Genomic DNA, 16,999 nt, shown 5'->3' on the forward strand with positions numbered 1-16,999 from the left:
TTTTCGAAGGAGGGATAGGAATGGCTAAAACCGAACTGGATGACGAGTTGGAAGAAGAATCAGGTGGGGGATTCTCAAGATTTCTTTTCTTTGTAACACCGATTCTTTTTACGGTAGTTCTTCTCGGAGTTCTGCTGACTTTGTTTAACATCAATTTTCGAAACACACTGATTAGTATAGGAAATGACATTCCGATTATTAAGAACCTTGTTCCTGATCCTGAGCCTTCAGGGGCTAAAGATCAGAAGACTGGAAGTGAGAAAAAGCAGGAAGAAAGCACAGATGCAACGGTAAAGAAGCTTAAAGACCAATTAGCTAAGCAGTCGGCAGATTTGCAAGCATCTAATAAGCTGGCAACTGATCAAGAAAGCAAAATGAAGAAGCTTCAGGATGATCTTAACGCGGCACAGCAGCAGAAGAGTTCCGAAGAACAGGCTACCCGAGCGGAATCATATCAAAAAGAAGTCAAAAAACTTGCACAACTATATTCAGAAATGAGTCCGAGTAAAGCGGCGGCAATCTTTGATAAATTGACTGAGGACGAGACCCTGCAAATGTTAAGCATTATGAGTAGCGAAAGTAAAGTTGCGATTCTTGAGAAGATGGATCCGCAAAAGGCTGCTGATATCTCTATCAAACTGAAAGATGTTAAGCCAGCAGATGATTTGGCAATCGCAGCATTGCAATCCCGGCTCAAAAAAGAAGCAGCTTCTAGTGCAGTTACATCTACCGGGGGAAACGGGTTGGACGAACAACAATTAAAACAGACATTCTCCACCATGTCGGCCGAGGCAGCAGCAAAGCTTGTCTTGCAGACCTATAAGGTAAGCCCGGATAAGGCGTTAAAAATTATGAAATCGGTTGATGATTCTACTCGGTCCAAAATTTTGGCATCTATGACTGAAAGTGATGAGAAGGCATCTGTAAAAATTTTGAACCTGCTTTTAGCAAAATAAATTAAGAAAAGCAATAATACGGAGACTTGAAGGGAGGTGAAAAAGATATGAGTCAAACAGTACCTAGTTTATCAACGGGGAAGGCTTCTAACGGCCTTTGGTATGGCTCTGCCGGGAAGGCAAATTCTGGTCAAAAGGCTCAAGCTTTCGACCAGACACTAATTTCCATGCTTTTAGGAAATGCCAAACTACAAGAAGGTCAGGTTTCTGTACAACTGCTGGCACTATCAGGTATGCAAGGGGCAAACGGCAACGCTGAAGAAGAAGGAACTTTGGAAACTTTGACTTCACTGATTGAGGGTTTGCTGCAGAAGCTTCCTGAATTGGATGATGCGCTTCAAGATAATTCCTCTCTACTTGCTGCGTTACAAGGATGGCTTCAAAACTTTCAAAATTTGATGCAGCCAAAAGCTGGTGTAGAAACTCAGACAAGTGGTGAGCAATCAACAGAAGTTCCGGAACTTCCAGCTCTAGCGCAGCATTCAGAAACGATTCGTTTTGCCTTGCAAGATGCTCTGGTGCAATTACTTGCTGCGGTTTCTTCCGGTGAGCAGGCGACGGTCGCAGCTACATCAAGCCAAACAGGCTCCTTACTTGAATCGTTGCAAAGTTTGCTTCAAGATCTTCCAGATACCAAAGACGCCAAACAAGCTGATAGCAAAAATGAATCCAAAGCTGTTCAACAAGCCATAACGGTTGTGGAAAAAGGAGCACAAAGCGGTAGCAAAGGAAATCTTGAGACAAACGGCGATTCTCAGAAAAATAACAACACACAGTCCGTACTTGCAGCAAATCAGAAGTCAAATGCAATGGAAGGCAAATTTACTGTTGTTGATGCGGCCCAGCTCACTGAGGATGGGATTGCTACGGAAGGCAAATTAAACGACAATGATAGCCCTCTTCAAACAGGAAATGTGGTAACTGCAGGCCAACTGGTGCTACGTGATAATGGAACTGCTCCAGTGAAACATGCATCCCAACCAATTCCGGTTGAAAATTTTGGTAAGGAAATGAGCGGCTTTCTCGTTAACAAGCTGGAAATTGTTAAGCTACAGGGGATGTCTGAGGCAAGGATTACCCTTTACCCAGAGCATTTGGGACATGTTGACGTAAAAATTACGATGCAAGGAGGTCAACTTGTAGCTCAATTTGTAACAGAGCATGCATTTGCCAAAGAATCGTTGGAACAGCAGATGGCTCAATTGCGATCAGCACTCCAATCCCAAGGTTTGCAGGTCAGCAAATTGGAGGTTACGCAGAACAGCTCTTTATCCTCGCATATGTATCATGACGGACGCCAATCTGGCAATGGAAATGGACATCAGCAAACGAGCAAACGCCGTACCTCGACAGAAGATGATGCGATAGCGATTAATGACTTGAATGAAGAGTGGAATGAATGGGTTGCGGAGGTAAGAGCCAAGGAACAAAGTTACGGAAGCTCCTTTGTTGCCAGAGCATAGGAAGAAAGGAGGGAGTCTAGTGGCAGATAGCAACTATCCGCTGGTAATGTGGCCCAATTATTCACAAAGCAATGTAGAGAAAGCAGCAAAGAAAAGTAACCAATTAGGTAAAGATGATTTCCTGAAGCTGATGATGGCTCAGATGCAGTATCAGGATCCGTTATCCCCTATGGACAACAAAGATATGGTAGCTCAGATGGCTCAGTTTACTTCAGTTGAGCAGCTGACGAACATTGCTAAACAAATTACGGATTTGGGTCAGTCTCTGGGAAGCGAATCCGGTCTTATCGGGAAGCAGGTTAGCTGGAACAGTGAAACCAAAACGGGAAATTACGATATAAAGACCGGAAAAGCGGAAGTCATCAAGAAGAAGGAAACCGGAATCGTCGAGTCCATTATTATTCGCGATGGTGTCCATTATGTGAAAATCGGGGATAAGGAAATCAAAATTTCCGAGATCGAGCAGGTGGAAAACCAACCGGTCAAGGATGACAAGACGGACGGGACTGACAAGACTGGTGAGCAGGCGCAGGGAGCTGATAATTCATGAATGCTCCGATAAAAGTTGGACAACTGTATCCAGGGTGTATCCAGCCGAACGGTTTGTCGCCAGCAAAAAGTACTTCGCATGTGGATTCGGGTCAGAAAACAACTGCTTTTAAGGATATGCTGCAAAATCAGCTAATTCATTTCAGCAACCATGCGGTGAAACGTCTGGAGCAGCGAGGTATTACAATCCGACCGGAACAGCTTGATCAGATTGAATCCGCCATCAACAATGCTGCTGCCAAAGGTGCCAAAGATTCGCTCATATTAATGAAAGATATGGCCCTTATTGTGAATGTAAACAATAGAACCGTTGTGACGGCTATGGACGGAAAAAGTATGAAGGATAATGTTTTCACACAGATCGATAGCGCAGTCATTATTTCTTAATCGGCTGGACCGGTTACGGAAAGCCGAGAACGCCGTGGATCGACTGAAACGGCTTCAAGTCATTTTTTCAATGGGAGGTAAGAAAATAAATGTTAAGATCTATGTATTCGGGCGTATCCGGGATGCGCGGGTTTCAAACAAAGCTTGACGTCATCGGTAACAACATTGCTAACGTCAACACAATAGGCTTTAAATCGGGACGCGTTATGTTTAAGGACATTATGAGCCAGACTGTTTCAGGCGTAACCCCACCGGCAGAAGGAGAGACTGGTGGCGTCAATGCGAAACAAATTGGACTTGGTGTGTCCATCGGTTCTATCGACACATTACATACCGGTGGTAGCGCAATGACAACAAATAATCCGCTCGATTTGCGTATTAATGGAGATGGCTTTTTCCTAGTGAAATTGTCCGCTGATCAAGAGGTCCCATTCCTAACACGGGCCGGAGACTTCCACATGGACGCTTCTCGTCAGTTGGTTACTTCCGACGGATTGCTTGTATGTGACTCAGGTGGAGCTCCAATCCAACTTGGTGAAGATGTTACAGCATTTTCAATTGCACAAGATGGTACTATCGTGCAGAAGATGGCCGATGGCGGTACTGAGCCTGGTGTACAAATCGGTATTGGAAAAGTAACGAATCCTGAAGGGCTTGAGAAAATTGGAGGTAATCTGTACCGGATGACCCTGAATGCCGATACAAATGAACTTACGCCTACAACTGCCAACAATGCAGAAGTAGGAACAGGAGCAATTATCGCGGGGCAATTGGAAATGTCTAACGTCGATCTGACTGGCGAATTTACAGAGATGATTGTTGCACAACGTGGTTTCCAAGCCAATTCACGTATCATTACTACATCTGATGAAGTGTTGCAGGAAGTTGTTAACCTCAAGCGTTAAAGTAAGCCTTAGCGGGGGAGGATAACTTCCTCCTCCGATATACTGTCCCGTTACTTCTTAGGAGGGGTATCATGATTTCTCTAACACGCTTAAACGGTTCTCAGATGTGGCTAAACGCTATTATGATCGAGACCGTGGAAGAAACACCGGATACTTACGTGACCCTTGTAACGGGCAAGCGTATGATCGTGCTGGAGAAGGCGGCCGATGTGATCGATAAGATCAAGGAGTATTACCAGGAAATCGGCATCCACGCAGCAACAATTAAAGTGCAACAAACGGAGGAATGGTCATGAAGAAAATGGCACCTTGGTTGATAACGATCTTTCTGGCAATCACATTGATCGTATTAGCCGCCTTCTTGCTGATGAATCAAATGAATAAGCCAGCTTCTGGTACAGAAGTAAATGCCGCTGTTCAAAATGTCGCACCGGCAGAAAGTTTGTCAGCAGATGAAATAGTCAAGGTTACCTCGACTATTGATGACATCAAAACGAATCTGTCTGATCCCAATTATGTTGTGGTCATGAATTTCGCGTTTCAGCTCGATAAGGATACTTCAAAAGAAGCCTTTGATAAAATTAAGGACTATAAAATCAAGCCTATTATTATCAAGACGCTTGCTGACACAAAACCGGAAGAGCTGACTGGGGCGCGGGGCAAAGATAACTTAAGCTCAAAGCTGCTCAACCTAATCAACAAGTCGCTGCCGGAAGGGAAATTGATTCAAATCGATATTACTAACTTTATTATGACGACGATCTAGTCAATATCGATCGAAACTGATTTTCTAAGGGGGTGAGATGTTTGGTAGATGTGTTATCGCAGAACGAGATTGATGCGCTGCTTGCCGCGCTGTCATCCGGTGAAATGGACGCAGAGGAACTGAAGAAGGAAGAGACGCAAAAGAAAATACGAGCTTATGACTTTAAAAGAGCCGTGAGATTTTCTAAGGATCATATTCGCAGCTTGACCCGAATTCATGAGAACTTCGCCCGTTATCTCACCACCTATTTCTCGGCGCAGTTACGTACATTCGTGCAAATTAACGTAGTTCAGGTAGAGCAGCTTCCATATGATGAATTCATTCGGTCTATTCCGAAGATGACCATACTTAACATTTTTGAAGCCGAACCGCTTGAAGGAAGAATGGTACTAGAAGTCCATCCCAATGTAGCTTTTGCAATGTTGGATAGACTGCTAGGCGGCCTTGGAACGGCGCCATCAAAGATCGCGTCGTTGACGGAAATTGAGACAATCATCATGGAGCGAATTTTCAGCAGGTGCTTCGAGAGTTTGCAAGAGGCTTGGAAGACGATTGTAGACATTACACCGAGGATGGAAGGGTTAGAAACCAATCCTCAGTTTATGCAGATCGTTTCTCCTAACGAAACGATTGCGCTCATTTCGCTGAGCACTAAAATTGGTGATACCACCGGGATGATTAACTTGTGCATACCTCATGTAGTCATCGAGCCGATTATGCCTAAACTATCGGTCCACCACTGGTTTGTATCCCAGAAAAAATCGCGTATTCCTGAAGAGGTAGATGCGCTTCGCAATCGTGTAAATAAGGCTCAATTACCGATTGTTGCGGAACTTGGCGAATCACAAATTACAGTTCGCGAATTCCTGGGACTTTCCGCCGGTGATGTGATCTCCTTAAATAAGCCGGTCCAAGAAGGATTGCAAATTCGGATCGGTGACAGATTGAAGTATATCGGCAGCCCGGGGACGGTCAAAGACCGAGTAGCCGTACAAATTGATGAAATTGTCAGCGAAGGAGTTGAGGAACTTGACGAGTAAAGATTATTTGTCCCAAGAGGAGATCGACGCCCTTCTGAAACAAGCTAATCAGGAGCCAACATCGGGCCCTACGATTGATGATGTTTTATCTCCACTTGAGCAGGACGCCCTTGGAGAGATCGGTAATATCACTTTCGGTAGTGCGGCTACAGCGCTATCTACTTTGTTGAATAAAAAGGTGGATATCACCACCCCCAAAGTTTCCGTTATTACACGCGCTCAGTTTGAATCAGAATTTCCCAAACCTCATGTAGCGATTCACGTTGAATATGTTGATGGATTCGAAGGTATGAATTCTCTAGTAATTAAAACGAAAGACGCTCAGGTTATTGCTGATCTTATGCTCGGTGGAGATGGTAATCCTGCAGAGGAAGAACTGAATGAAATTCATATCAGCGCAGTTCAGGAAGCTATGAACCAAATGATGGGTTCTTCAGCTACATCAATGTCGACGATCTTTAACCGGTTTGTTAATATTTCTCCACCAGGAATTGACATTCTGAATATGTCAAATGGACATGGTTTAGGAAGCTTACCACCAGCTGATCCTTTAATAAAAATTTCGTTCCGTTTGACAATCGGAGATTTGATCGATTCCACGATCATGCAGTTGCTAACAGTAAAATTTGCTAAAGAGATGGTGGATAGCCTTATCAGTGGTTCTAATTCGGAACAAGCACCTAAAGAGAAGACGGCACCTGCAGCTGCTCGAGTAGCTCAGCCGGCAAATCCAGCACCAGCATATCAGCAGCCGCCTGTACCGCCTCAACCAACGATGATGCAGCCGCCAGTAGATTATCCATACCCGCCACAGGATCGCCCATACAACGGTGAACCTCATCATTACGGGAGTGTTCCGGCGCGCAATTTGAATGTGCAACCTGTACAATTTGCAAATTTTGGGAATGGAACTTTCAGTCAAGTTGATGAAAATAATTTAAATCTCTTGATGGACATCCCGCTTAAAGTCACCGTAGAATTAGGAAGGACCCAAAAGCAAATTAAAGATATCTTGGAACTGTCCCAAGGTTCCATCATTGAACTGGACAAGCTGGCCGGTGAGCCCGTGGATATTTTAGTGAACAACAAGCTGATCGCCAAAGGCGAGGTTGTTGTTATTGATGAAAATTTTGGGGTTCGTGTTACAGATATTGTTAGTCAGTGGGACCGCATTCAAAAATTACAATAGTAGAAGTTTAGGGAGGATTTTAAATCAATGGCAAACCGAATTCTAATCGTAGACGATGCAGCATTTATGAGAATGATGATCCGCGACATTTTGACAAAAAACGGGTTTGAGGTTGTGGGGGAAGCACAAGACGGCGCTCAGGCAGTTGAGAAATTCAAGGAGCTGCATCCTGACCTCATTACGATGGATATCACGATGCCTGAGATGGACGGCATTGCAGCACTGAAAGAGATCAAGAAAGTTGACCCTAACGCCAAAGTTATTATGTGTTCTGCGATGGGGCAACAAGCTATGGTTATCGATGCCATTCAAGCTGGTGCAAAAGATTTCATCGTGAAGCCGTTCCAGTCCGACCGGGTAATCGAAGCCATAAATAAAACGCTAGGATTGTAGGCCTGGTTTATGAACTCAAGTGGGCAACCCCCATACAATGGGGATGTTAACTTATGGGGTAACTTGGTGACGGTCATAGTCGTTCTTGGCCTCATACTTGTTTTAATTGTCGTATTGATTCGTTTTCTTGGGAAAAGAAACCGATTATTAACCCAAAGTCAATCGATCCGTACATTGGGCGCCATCGGTCTAGGACCGAATAAATCACTGCAAGTGGTTGAGATCGGTGGCAGTATCTACCTTATAGGTGTTGGAGAAGATATTTCCCTGGTAGATAAAATATCCGATTCGGCTGAGGTTGCCTTAATGGTGCAGGCTTTTGAGGAAGAGAGGACTGAATTTGCCGGATTTGCTTCCGTCATGTCCGGCTTAATCTCTCGTTTTAAAAAGGAACAACCCCAGGAAGAAGAATTAGAAGGAACAGCTTTTCACGAAGTCTTTCAGTCACAACTGAAAAAGATGCCAAACCGTAAACGGCAAATGGAAGAATTGCTGCAGAATGCAGAAGAACAATCTACAGATCGGTCGAGGGATTCATGAAGAAAAAAGTCATTTTCGTCAGTTTGATGTATGCACTTTTAAGCCTATTTGCTGTCTCTATTGCTTCTGCTGAACCGGTAGATCCAATTCCTAATATCGGGATACAGATCGGGAATTCGGGTGGGCAATCAGGAACTAGTTCGTTATCAATTATTTTGCTTATTACGGTACTTAGCATCGCACCGGCGATTCTCGTTTTGATGACGAGCTTTACCAGAATTGTTGTTGTTCTGGGATTTGTTCGCAGTTCTTTAGGTACACAGCAAATGCCGCCTAATCAGGTTCTTATCGGTTTGGCATTGTTTCTTACGCTGTTCGTAATGAGTCCAACGATCACCACCATTAATCATGATGCATTACAGCCTTACATTAAAGGGGAGATCACCCAGTCGGAAGCTATAAACAAGGCTGCGGTACCCATGAAGAAATTCATGTACTCACATACGCGAACAAAGGACCTTCAGCTCTTTATGGGTTACACCAAACTGGAAAAACCAAAGAGCTATGCGGATATTCCGATTTCAGTCTTAGTTCCGGCATTTGCAATTAGTGAGCTTAAAACGGCATTCCAAATGGGATTTATGATCTTTATTCCTTTTCTGATCATCGATATAGTCGTTTCTAGTGTACTAATGGCTATGGGGATGATGATGCTTCCTCCGGTCATGATATCACTACCATTTAAGGTCTTGCTGTTTGTACTTGTTGATGGCTGGTATTTAGTCGTCAAATCTTTGTTAGTGAGCTTTAACACTTAGAGAAGGTCCGATGCTTTTCACATTCAGGGAGGGGGACTCGGTTCATGAGTTCAGAATTCATAATCGGGTTGGCCGGACAAGCCGTTTACACTGTTTTGAAGATCAGCGCACCGATGCTGGTGATCGCCCTAGTGGTCGGTTTAATAGTCAGCATATTTCAGGCTACGACACAAATTCAGGAGCAAACACTTGCGTTTGTGCCTAAAATCGTAGCTGTTATGATCGCCTTGCTTTTGTTCGGCCCTTGGATATTAACAACGATGGTTGACTTTACCTATGGTATTCTAAACAACCTATCTAATTATATCGGTTAGGCTGAAGCGATTATGGAGATTTTTTTGCAGGGATTTTCTGTTTTTGTACTTATTTTTTGTCGAATATCGTCCTTTTTTGTAGTTGCACCTATCTTTTCTTCTCGAACACTACCAACTACATTCAAAATTGGACTATCGGGGATCGTTTCTTTTTTAGTTCTACTCATTATTGGGTACAATCAGTCGGTTCCATCCGACCTTAACTATATCTTATTTATGCTAAGAGAAGTTTTGATTGGCCTTTTAATGGGATATGTCGCCTTTCTGATATTTGCTGTAATCCAAATGGCTGGCTCCTTCATAGATATCCAGGTTGGGTTTGGAATTGCTAATGTGATCGATCCAATGACAGGGGCGTCCGCTCCAGTACTTGGAAATCTAAAGTATATTGTAGCCACGCTAGTGTTTCTCAGCATTAATGGCCATCATTATTTACTGGATGCGATTATCAGAAGCTTCAATTGGATTCCATTATCGAACAAACTGTTTGAAAAGATTTACGGAGGGGACTTGTCGGGATTTCTGATAAGAACGTTCAGTCAATCATTTCTTTTAGCTTTTCAAATGGCGGCGCCGATCATTGTTGCTTTGTTTGTGACGGACCTCGCGCTGGGCTTTCTAGCCCGCACTGCTCCACAGTTTAATATTTTTGTAATAGGGATTCCAGTTAAAATCATTGTTGGCCTATTAGTTTTGCTAATTTTAGTACCGACCTTTGTTTACGCTTTTCAGTCCTTATTTCAGGTATTGTTTAATTCGTTACACGATTTACTGAGTACAATCGGCCAAAGGCCAAAGTAGGATGGGGGGTCATCAATGGCGTTTCGGTACTCGCTTGATTTGCAATTATTCGCCGGCGAGAAGACGGAAAAGGCCACGCCGAAGAAGCGACAAGATGCCCGTAAAAAGGGGCAGGTGGCCAAAAGCCAGGATTTATCAGGAGCCCTCGTCCTTCTATCTGGATTCCTTTGTCTGACGGCTTTCGGAGGATACATCAAGGAACGTCTTGTGGCCTTGTTTACGGATGTTTTTTATAATCGCCTGACGATGAATGTGACGAAAGAAAGCGTAATGACGATGTTAGGGGATTATGCGATCCAGATCCTTTTGCTTCTTGCTCCAATGTTTCTTGTTGTGATGGTTATGGCAGTTATTGCTAACTATGCGCAGGTTGGATTTATGCTTACGGGTGAGCCTCTGAAGATGAAACTGAGTAAGCTGGATCCGATCAAAGGTTTTAAAAATATATTTTCTATGCGTTCCCTAGTAGAATTTGCTAAAACCTTATTTAAATTAACCATCATTGGCTATATTGTTTATTCAACAATTTGGGGAATCCGAGGCAGCATATCATCGCTAGGCAACATATCTGTAGAGGATACTTTTCATTTTGTTGCTCAGGTGGCGATGAACTTAGGCTTGAAAATATCGGCTGCTTTGTTTGTACTTGCTGCTCTCGATTATATTTATCAAAAGTATGAGCATGAAAAAAGTTTAAGAATGTCTAAACAGGACATCAAGGATGAGTACAAGAAAATGGAAGGCGACCCGATGATTAAAGGTAAAATTCGGGAGCGACAGCGGCGGATGGCCATGCAGCGTATGATGCAGGAAGTACCTAAAGCCGATGTTATCATCACCAACCCGACTCATTTTGCTGTCGCTTTGAAGTATGACGGTTCGAAAATGGATGCTCCTCAGGTGGTAGCTAAGGGCCAGGATTATATGGCACTTCGTATTAAAGAGATTGCTAAGGAGCACGGTGTCATTACGATGGAAAACAGACCACTGGCACGAGCACTGTTTAAGCGAACAGAGATCGGAGATATAATCCCAGCTGATTTGTTCCAAGCAGTTGCCGAAGTGCTGGCTTATGTATATAGAATCAAGGGCAAAATGAAATAGTGCAGGGATCGGAGGGAGAACACCAATGAAAAAATTTAAAGAATTGTTCATCCTTGTTGGTATTATCGGAATCGTCCTGTTAATGATTGTACCGATCCCGACATTGCTGCTGGACATTCTTCTAATCACCAACATATCATTAGCCTTGATGATTTTGTTGGTAGCGATGAATACGAAAGAAGCTTTGCAATTCTCCATTTTTCCAGCAATGCTTCTCATAACAACGTTATTTCGGTTGGCGCTTAATGTATCCACTACAAAACTGATTCTGGGACAGGCCAAAGCTGGTGACGTTGTTGCCACGTTTGGTTCGTGGGTATCCCAAGGGCAGCCTGTTGTCGGTTTTGTCGTCTTCCTGATTCTCGTAGTGGTTCAGTTTATTGTTATTACGAAAGGTTCTGAACGGGTAGCTGAAGTAGCCGCACGCTTTACACTCGATGCGATGCCAGGGAAGCAAATGAGTATCGATGCCGACCTGAATGCTGGTCTGATCAATGAACAACAGGCTCGTGAACGACGTACAAAAATCGAACGTGAGGCTGACTTCTATGGTGCTATGGATGGTGCCAGTAAGTTTGTAAAAGGCGACGCTATTGCAAGTATCATTATCTTACTTATTAATCTCATCGGCGGATTTATCATCGGGATGTCCATTCATGGAATGGGATTCCAAGATGCTTTGTCCACATACTCGATCCTTACTATCGGGGACGGCTTAGTTAGCCAGATTCCGGCACTGCTCATATCGACTGCAGCCGGGTTGATCGTAACAAGAGCCTCTTCGGAAGGAAATCTGGCCGACGATATTACGGGGCAATTATTTACTTATCCGAAGTTAATCTATATCGTGGCCGCAACTATCGCATTGTTAGGATTGTTTACTCCGATTGGAATATGGACTACATTTCCGTTTGCAGGTTTAATGATATTTGCCGCAAGAAGAATGCAGAAAAATATCGACCTTAAGCAAATCGAGCAAGAGCAGCACGAAGAAGAACAGCAAATTGAGGAGGTCCGAAGTCCCGAGAGTGTCATCAACTTGCTCCAGGTTGACCCCATTGAATTTGAATTCGGTTATGGGTTGATTCCATTAGCTGATACTTCACAAGGGGGAGATTTGCTAGATCGAATCATAATGATTCGGCGCCAATGTGCGCTTGAAATGGGGCTTGTCGTTCCGGTTATCCGCATTCGCGACAATATTCAACTAAAACCTAATGAATATGTCATAAAAATAAAAGGAAATGTCGTAGGTGGCGGTGAATTATTACTTAATCACTATTTAGCGATGAGTCCAGGGATGGATGACGACTCGATAACAGGAATTGAGACCCAAGAACCGGCTTTTGGACTTCCGGCACTTTGGATTGATGAAATGACGAAAGATCGGGCTGAATTATCTGGGTATACCGTTGTAGACCCACCATCCGTAGTTGCAACACATTTAACAGAAATGATCAAGAAACATGCGCATGAGCTATTGGGCCGTCAGGAAACAAAAGCTCTGGTTGACAACCTTAAGGAAAATTACGCAGTGCTTGTAGATGAACTTATTCCTTCGGTCCTATCAATTGGCGATGTTCAGAAAGTGTTGGCTAAATTGCTGCGTGAGAAGATATCCATCCGTGACATGGTAACCATTTTCGAAACACTTGCGGATTATGGAACGTACACCAAGGACCCTGATGTGCTTACGGAATATGTTAGACAGGCGCTTTCGCGGCAAATCACACAGCAGTATACCCAGCCAGGGGAAACGATGCGAGTCATTACCGTGGGACCAACGCTAGAGAAGAAAATTGCTGAGAGCGTTCAGCAGACAGAACAAGGAAGTTACTTGGCACTAGATCCGGCTTCAACGCAATCGGTATTCCAAAAGCTTTCGGAACAGGTTAATCGTTTGGTTCAGATGGGACAGCAGCCAGTATTACTGACTTCTCCAACGATTCGGATGTATTTACGTCAGGTCATTGAACGGAGTATGCAGGATATACCGGTATTGTCCTATAGTGAGCTAGAACCTAATGTAGAAATTCAAAGTGTCGGGGTGGTCAACTTATGAGAGTGAAAAGATATATCGTCGACACAATGCCTGACGCCATGCTAAAAATCCGAAATGAGCTCGGAGCGGATGCCGTCATCTTAAGCACAAAACAAATGAAAGTTGGCGGTTTCCTTGGGATGTTTCAAAAGAAAAAAATCGAGGTGATTGCTGCTACAGAGAGTGAAGCGCCGACGCCTAAGGCTAAATCTGTTGCTAGACCAACCCCGCAGGCACCGACGGCGCCTGTGGCTCGTCAAACGGTACCGGAAGCTTATCGCAAATCTTCACAATTGGCAGCTTCTATGGCTACTCCAACGGTAGCACTCACGTCTGCAGCCGTAGGTTTAAAGGAAAAACCTGAAATCGCCTTTGATGAGGGGCCTCAGCTTCCGCAGAGCGAACCAAGGCTGGTGCCACGGATTTTGGAAGCGATAGAGGCTTCATCTTCAGTAGCTTCGCCTGCTAGAGAAAAAAAGGTGGAGGAGAAAGCACCTCTTCGCCAAGCTTCATTAAATGTCGAACCAGATCCACGGGAAGAACGGTTGCTTGAAGAAATTAGACAGATGAAGTCTTGGATCAGTCAATTAGCAAAAAATCAGGTGAAAAACGGACGTGATGAACTCCCTGAAGCATTACTAACGATACAGAATCGACTTATGGATCAGGAACTTTCAGTGGAACTGGCCGAAACATGGATCAATGAAATCTACGAAGAATGGCTGGATTCAGGAAAAACACTTAGTGATGGGGAAATAATTGCAAAAATCCAGCGCAGGGCTGCCTCTTTCCTTGATGATCGGATCGGAGAAGGAATTGGTGAAAATACACGTATCGTTTATATTGCCGGACCTACCGGAGTCGGTAAAACGACTACGATTGCCAAACTAGCAGCGGATCAAATTTTTCGGCTCCACAAGAAAGTAGGTTTCATTACAGCTGACACATATCGGATTTCAGCGATAGAGCAACTACGTACCTATGCATCCATCTTGAATGTTCCGATCGAGGTGGTTCAATCTCCGGGAGATGTGCAACGAGCGATGCAGCGTCTTGAACATTGCAATTTGATTCTAATGGATACAGCAGGCCGAAATTATTTGAACGAACTTTTCGTGGCAGAGTTGCATAGTCTTCTTACACCTTCAGATGTGAGTGAGATGTATCTTGTGCTTAGTCTAACTTCTAAATCACATGATATGAGAAAAATTACCGAACATTTCAGTAAATACGGCCTAGACAAAGTTATTTTCACTAAGCTAGATGAAACAGAAAGTGTTGGACCTATCTATAACTTATTAAATGATTACCCACTGAAAGTTTCATATATCACAAATGGTCAAAATGTCCCAGATGATCTGCTTCAGGCAGAACGGGAGTTATTGGTCGACATTCTCTTGGGAGATCGCAATCCATGACGGATCAAGCCCAAGTACTTCGACAACTTGTTTCTTCTCGCGATAGTTCTACGGAACCGTATTTCAAAAAAGGCTCTGCCCGTATATTGACCGTAAGTAGTGGTAAAGGTGGAGTTGGAAAATCAAACTTTACGCTAAATTTTGCATTGGCTCTAAAATCGCTTGGCAGAAAAGTATTGCTGTTCGATGCTGATATCGGTATGGCAAACATTGATGTTCTGATGGGAGTCAGACCACAATACAGCCTGTATCATTTGCTAAAAGGGGAAAAGAGTATTTCGGAAATAATCGAGCTAGGAACTCACGGGCTACCGTTCATTGCTGGAGGTTCCGGTTTAGCAGATTTATTTTCCTTATCGGAAGCTGATTTGAATTATTTTACATCGCAGATTGAAAAAATCTCCGAAGAGATGGACTTCATCATTTTTGATACCGGTGCAGGCTTATCTAAAGAGACGCTCAAGTTTATCACTGCTGCTGATGAGTGCTTGGTGGTCACAACGCCTGAACCTACATCAATTACCGATGCGTATGCGCTAATCAAAGTGGTACATGGCTTGGATGAAATGGTTTCGTTCCGGCTCGTCATCAACCGTGTAACCGGTGAACAGGAAGCTAGGCATGTTGCCGATAAAATCGCGCTGGTTGCCAATAAGTTTCTAGATATGACAATACCAACTCTAGGTTACTTGAGTGATGATACACATGTAGTACAAGCGGTTAAAAAGCAGGTTCCATTTTCTATAGCTTTTCCTGGTTGCATGGCTGCGCAAGATATTCAGCGGTTGGCCATGACATATTTGGATGTTCCACAGGTAAAGCCAAGAGATACTTTATCAGGAATCAAGGGATTTATGCACAGGTGGCTAAAACTAGCAAAATGATTCTGCATGAAGGACAGGGGTGGAACGACGAATGCCTTATCGAATTATGGTAGTAGATGATTCCGCGTTTATGCGAAAAATCATAACAGATTTAATTGAGCAAGAACCGGCTTTCAAGGTTGAGGGTACAGCGAGAAACGGGCGTGAGGCGATTGAGCAAATCGCCGCGCTTTCTCCAGACCTCGTCACGATGGATGTCGAAATGCCGGAGATGAACGGACTGGATGCTTTAAAAGAGATTATGAAGAAACACCCTCTCCCGGTCATCATGCTTTCAGGTATTAATGAACAGGGGGTGAGGGAGACCATCATGGCCCTTGAGCTGGGGGCTTTCGATTTTATTCGTAAGCCTTCGGCAACGACCAGCTCGCATGATATTGACGAGGTTGGTCGCGAGCTGCGTGAGCAGATCAAGGCAGCGATGCTGACGAAGCAGCGCCGGGATGCTCGTGCAGAGGCGCTACGGCAGGTAGTAGCGCCGGAGCTGCCAACGGTTGCCCACAAGGCGGCAGCCGAGGAAGCGAAGCCGCAGGCGCAGATTGCGCCGCCTGCAGCTCCTTTGGAAGCGGCAGCATCGCAGCCGCTTCCCCCAGCGAAGGCGCAAGGTGCCCAGCCTAAGCGCCCAACGAAGACGAGCCTGCCTTCTTTAGACATAAGGCAGGTCTTGGATAAAGCCAAGGCAGCCCCTGGCAAAGGCTTCGGGGAGATGGGGCGGCGTCAGTCCATGACGCCGGAGCGGAATCAGCCGATAGGGGATTCCGAACTAAAAGTCTCAGGGGTCCTTTCCTTAACTCCAAATCCGAACCCGTCGCGAGGGACTGTGCAGGCTGAACCGTCTTTTCTTGGGACATTAAGCGGGACTGAGGCGGCGCGGGAACGGCCTGTAAAGAGTTCTAAAACGGGCTTTACCGATATCGTAGCCATCGGAACATCAACCGGAGGACCTAAAGCGTTAAAAGCGGTCTTGGAGAAAATACCGGCCGATTTTCCAGCTCCGATCGTGATTGTTCAACACATGCCGCCAAACTTCACCAAATCTTTGGCGCAGCGTCTAAACAGTTTGACCGACCTGACCGTCATTGAAGCGGAGGAAGGGATGGAGCTGGTTAGCGGTACGGCCTATATCGCTCCGGGTGGGTTTCATCTAAACGTAGTTCCGGGGGTGGCTGGAGCCTACCGAACACATCTCACGAAGCAGGAGCCCTGCAACGGACATAGGCCGTCGGTCGATGTGATGTATGAATCTTTGCTTCCACTTCAAGCTCTTAAGCGGCATATTGTTCTCCTGACAGGGATGGGCAGCGACGGGGCGAAGGTCATGAAGCGGTTATACGAAGCAGGCGTGACTTCTACCTTTGCCGAGAGCGAGGAGACTTGCGTAGTGTTTGGAATGCCGCGATCGGCAATTGAACTGAAGTGTGTCAGCTATGTTTTACCGTTACATGAGATTGGCCCTAAGCTTGTACAGGTTGTGAAATAACGGAATCTCTT

19 protein-coding genes are annotated in these 16,999 nt (G+C 44.6%); all 19 read left to right on the forward strand.

Annotated features, from left to right (window positions below; all coding sequences use genetic code 11):
• The first annotated feature begins 20 nt into the window (after nucleotides 1-20).
• The 19 genes from ACFQ3W_RS12910 (at nucleotide 21) to ACFQ3W_RS13000 (ending at nucleotide 16,988) form a co-directional block, all read left to right on the forward strand.
• Nucleotides 21-956: a MotE family protein gene (locus tag ACFQ3W_RS12910; RefSeq protein ID WP_379319635.1), complete on the forward strand. Its 936-nt coding sequence runs from the start codon at nucleotides 21-23 to the stop codon at nucleotides 954-956.
• Nucleotides 957-1,003: 47 nt separating this feature from the next.
• Complete coding sequence (locus ACFQ3W_RS12915; protein ID WP_379319636.1) at nucleotides 1,004-2,419, forward strand: flagellar hook-length control protein FliK; 1,416 nt, start codon at nucleotides 1,004-1,006, stop codon at nucleotides 2,417-2,419.
• A gap of 19 nt (nucleotides 2,420-2,438) precedes the next feature.
• On the forward strand, nucleotides 2,439-2,969 hold the full coding sequence (locus tag ACFQ3W_RS12920) for a flagellar hook assembly protein FlgD (protein WP_379319637.1): 531 nt from the start codon (nucleotides 2,439-2,441) through the stop codon (nucleotides 2,967-2,969).
• Complete coding sequence (locus ACFQ3W_RS12925) at nucleotides 2,966-3,355, forward strand: TIGR02530 family flagellar biosynthesis protein (RefSeq protein ID WP_379319638.1); 390 nt, start codon at nucleotides 2,966-2,968, stop codon at nucleotides 3,353-3,355. The genes ACFQ3W_RS12920 and ACFQ3W_RS12925 overlap by 4 nt, the downstream gene beginning before the upstream one ends.
• A gap of 89 nt (nucleotides 3,356-3,444) precedes the next feature.
• Nucleotides 3,445-4,260, forward strand: coding sequence for a flagellar basal body rod protein FlgG (flgG, locus tag ACFQ3W_RS12930; protein ID WP_379319639.1), 816 nt, complete (start codon nucleotides 3,445-3,447; stop codon nucleotides 4,258-4,260).
• Between the two features lie 71 nt (nucleotides 4,261-4,331).
• Nucleotides 4,332-4,556: a flagellar FlbD family protein gene (locus ACFQ3W_RS12935; RefSeq protein WP_379319640.1), complete on the forward strand. Its 225-nt coding sequence runs from the start codon at nucleotides 4,332-4,334 to the stop codon at nucleotides 4,554-4,556.
• On the forward strand, nucleotides 4,553-5,026 hold the full coding sequence (locus ACFQ3W_RS12940; protein ID WP_379319641.1) for a flagellar basal body-associated FliL family protein: 474 nt from the start codon (nucleotides 4,553-4,555) through the stop codon (nucleotides 5,024-5,026). The genes ACFQ3W_RS12935 and ACFQ3W_RS12940 overlap by 4 nt, the downstream gene beginning before the upstream one ends.
• Nucleotides 5,027-5,067: 41 nt before the next feature.
• Nucleotides 5,068-6,066 carry a flagellar motor switch protein FliM gene (gene fliM, locus ACFQ3W_RS12945; RefSeq protein ID WP_379319642.1) on the forward strand — a complete coding sequence of 333 codons (999 nt, stop codon included), beginning with the start codon at nucleotides 5,068-5,070 and terminating at the stop codon, nucleotides 6,064-6,066.
• A complete protein-coding gene (fliY, locus tag ACFQ3W_RS12950) occupies nucleotides 6,056-7,255 on the forward strand; it encodes a flagellar motor switch phosphatase FliY (RefSeq protein WP_379319643.1) in 1,200 nt (399 codons plus the stop codon). Before fliM ends, fliY begins: the two co-directional genes overlap by 11 nt.
• 27 nt (nucleotides 7,256-7,282) lie before the next feature.
• On the forward strand, nucleotides 7,283-7,648 hold the full coding sequence (locus ACFQ3W_RS12955) for a response regulator (protein ID WP_379319644.1): 366 nt from the start codon (nucleotides 7,283-7,285) through the stop codon (nucleotides 7,646-7,648).
• A 9-nt stretch (nucleotides 7,649-7,657) separates the two neighbouring features.
• Entirely contained in the window at nucleotides 7,658-8,188 is a 531-nt protein-coding gene (locus ACFQ3W_RS12960) for a flagellar biosynthetic protein FliO (protein ID WP_379319645.1), read from the forward strand.
• On the forward strand, nucleotides 8,185-8,946 hold the full coding sequence (fliP, locus tag ACFQ3W_RS12965) for a flagellar type III secretion system pore protein FliP (protein WP_379319646.1): 762 nt from the start codon (nucleotides 8,185-8,187) through the stop codon (nucleotides 8,944-8,946). Before ACFQ3W_RS12960 ends, fliP begins: the two co-directional genes overlap by 4 nt.
• Nucleotides 8,947-8,990: 44 nt before the next feature.
• Nucleotides 8,991-9,260, forward strand: a complete 270-nt coding sequence (fliQ, locus tag ACFQ3W_RS12970) for a flagellar biosynthesis protein FliQ (protein WP_379319647.1) — start codon at nucleotides 8,991-8,993, stop codon at nucleotides 9,258-9,260.
• Between the two features lie 12 nt (nucleotides 9,261-9,272).
• Nucleotides 9,273-10,061 carry a flagellar biosynthetic protein FliR gene (gene fliR / locus ACFQ3W_RS12975; RefSeq protein ID WP_379319648.1) on the forward strand — a complete coding sequence of 263 codons (789 nt, stop codon included), beginning with the start codon at nucleotides 9,273-9,275 and terminating at the stop codon, nucleotides 10,059-10,061.
• A 15-nt stretch (nucleotides 10,062-10,076) separates the two neighbouring features.
• Complete coding sequence (flhB, locus tag ACFQ3W_RS12980; protein WP_379319649.1) at nucleotides 10,077-11,165, forward strand: flagellar biosynthesis protein FlhB; 1,089 nt, start codon at nucleotides 10,077-10,079, stop codon at nucleotides 11,163-11,165.
• Between the two features lie 25 nt (nucleotides 11,166-11,190).
• A complete protein-coding gene (gene flhA, locus ACFQ3W_RS12985; protein ID WP_379319650.1) occupies nucleotides 11,191-13,227 on the forward strand; it encodes a flagellar biosynthesis protein FlhA in 2,037 nt (678 codons plus the stop codon).
• The gene (gene flhF, locus ACFQ3W_RS12990; RefSeq protein ID WP_379319651.1) at nucleotides 13,224-14,624 is read left to right on the forward strand and encodes a flagellar biosynthesis protein FlhF; all 1,401 of its coding nucleotides are present in this window, start codon (nucleotides 13,224-13,226) and stop codon (nucleotides 14,622-14,624) included. Before flhA ends, flhF begins: the two co-directional genes overlap by 4 nt.
• Complete coding sequence (locus ACFQ3W_RS12995) at nucleotides 14,621-15,508, forward strand: MinD/ParA family protein (protein WP_379319652.1); 888 nt, start codon at nucleotides 14,621-14,623, stop codon at nucleotides 15,506-15,508. Before flhF ends, ACFQ3W_RS12995 begins: the two co-directional genes overlap by 4 nt.
• 31 nt (nucleotides 15,509-15,539) lie before the next feature.
• Nucleotides 15,540-16,988 carry a protein-glutamate methylesterase/protein-glutamine glutaminase gene (locus ACFQ3W_RS13000; protein WP_379319653.1) on the forward strand — a complete coding sequence of 483 codons (1,449 nt, stop codon included), beginning with the start codon at nucleotides 15,540-15,542 and terminating at the stop codon, nucleotides 16,986-16,988.
• Nucleotides 16,989-16,999: the final 11 nt, after the last annotated feature.

The sequence above is a fragment of the Paenibacillus puldeungensis genome, from assembly GCF_042678945.1.
Lineage (GTDB): Bacteria > Bacillota > Bacilli > Paenibacillales > Paenibacillaceae > Fontibacillus > Fontibacillus puldeungensis.